Source organism: Microvirga medicaginis, from assembly GCF_052658925.1.
Map to the genome: position 1 here is coordinate 1 of NZ_JBQWEL010000070.1, position 544 is coordinate 544.

Sequence of the window (544 nt, forward strand, 5' to 3'; positions counted from 1 at the left end):
GGATCCGTCGCAAACGTTTTGTTTCAGAGTTTCAGCTACTGAGGCCTCGGTCACAGTAGTGGGGGGAAGTGGTGTTCAAGGGCAGGCATTTTGATCAATCTGTGATCCTGCTCTGCGTCCGGTGGTATCTGGCCTACAATCTCAGTCTCCGTAATCTGGAGGAGATGATGGCAGAGCGTGGTATCTCCGTCGATCACGCCACGATCCACAGGTGGGTCATCCGGTACTCGCCCGAATTGCTGGAGCGGTTCAATCGGCTCAAACGAGCAGTTTCCAGCAAATGGCATGTTGATGAAACCTATATCAAGGTCCGTGGGCAGTGGCGGTATCTCTACCGCGCCATCGACAGCAACGGTGACACGGTTGAGTTCTGGTTCAGCGAGCGGCGCAATCTCACGGCTGCCAAACAGTTCCTGCGCAAGGCTCTCAAACGGCATGGCCGTCCTGAACGGATTGTCATCGATGGCAGTCAGACTAACAAGGAGGCGATCCTGTCCTGCGATACTGCCGATCGGCTCCAGGATAGAATACGGCGTGATCTGAA

General features: G+C 55.0%; 1 protein-coding gene. It reads left to right on the top strand.

Annotation, left to right across the window (positions count from 1 at the left end):
- Positions 1 to 71 precede the first annotated feature (71 nt).
- Positions 72 to 544 (top strand): IS6 family transposase (locus ACUXUR_RS26805; RefSeq protein ID WP_445505391.1); only part of this gene is annotated, 473 nt, incomplete at its 3' end.